This window comes from Helicobacter valdiviensis (assembly GCF_003245365.1).
Classification (GTDB): domain Bacteria; phylum Campylobacterota; class Campylobacteria; order Campylobacterales; family Helicobacteraceae; genus Helicobacter_D; species Helicobacter_D valdiviensis.
This window is the reverse complement of the sequence record NZ_NBIU01000123.1, coordinates 1-560: the sequence shown is the minus strand read 5'-3', so window position 1 is coordinate 560 and position 560 is coordinate 1. Positions and strand designations below refer to the sequence as shown.

Genomic DNA, 560 nt, shown 5'->3' with positions numbered 1-560 from the left:
TTGCTTATTATGAAGATCAATTTAGGGCATATATGGGTGAAGAAACTTATAAAAAATTAAGGCCTTATTTAGGTATGTCAACTTATTATGTATGTAAGGGTAAAAAATATCCTGTTGTTTTTTATACCATGATAGATTATAAAGTAAAAAGCTTTGGTTTATTTGGAGATGAAGGAAGAGGATTTAGCTTTACAAATACAACTTATAGTTCTGCTGCTGGTGGATCTTTTCATTATTTTATCAATGGTAAATTTGTAAAAAGTGATGAAAAATTTACAGGACAAAGTTACTGATGAATCCTAAAGAACTTCTTATAGAAATCAAAGATTATGCAGATGTAGCTGATGCTAGTTATGCGATGTTGCATTTAATTGATGAGAATGATGAAAAAGGTTTTTTTGATAGTAGTTTAAATTTTAACAAAAAGGAGTAAATTTGCAAATTCCTATTTATTCTAAATTAAAAGTAAAGGAATAGATAAGGATAAAAATTTAAATTTTATTTTAGAATTATTTTAATTATTATAGAATGATTTATTTATAAAGAAGGATGATTGATGA

The 560-nt window shown here is 25.2% G+C and carries 1 protein-coding gene and 1 pseudogene; both read left to right on the top strand.

Annotation, left to right across the window (positions count from 1 at the left end; translation table 11 throughout):
* Positions 1-293, top strand: a pseudogene (locus tag B6S12_RS10850) (tRNA 2-selenouridine synthase); the annotation flags it as partial.
* On the top strand, positions 293-433 hold the full coding sequence (locus tag B6S12_RS10845) for a diadenosine tetraphosphate hydrolase (protein WP_111230743.1): 141 nt from the start codon (positions 293-295) through the stop codon (positions 431-433). The pseudogene B6S12_RS10850 and the gene B6S12_RS10845, both read left to right, overlap by 1 nt.
* Positions 434-560 lie beyond the last annotated feature (127 nt).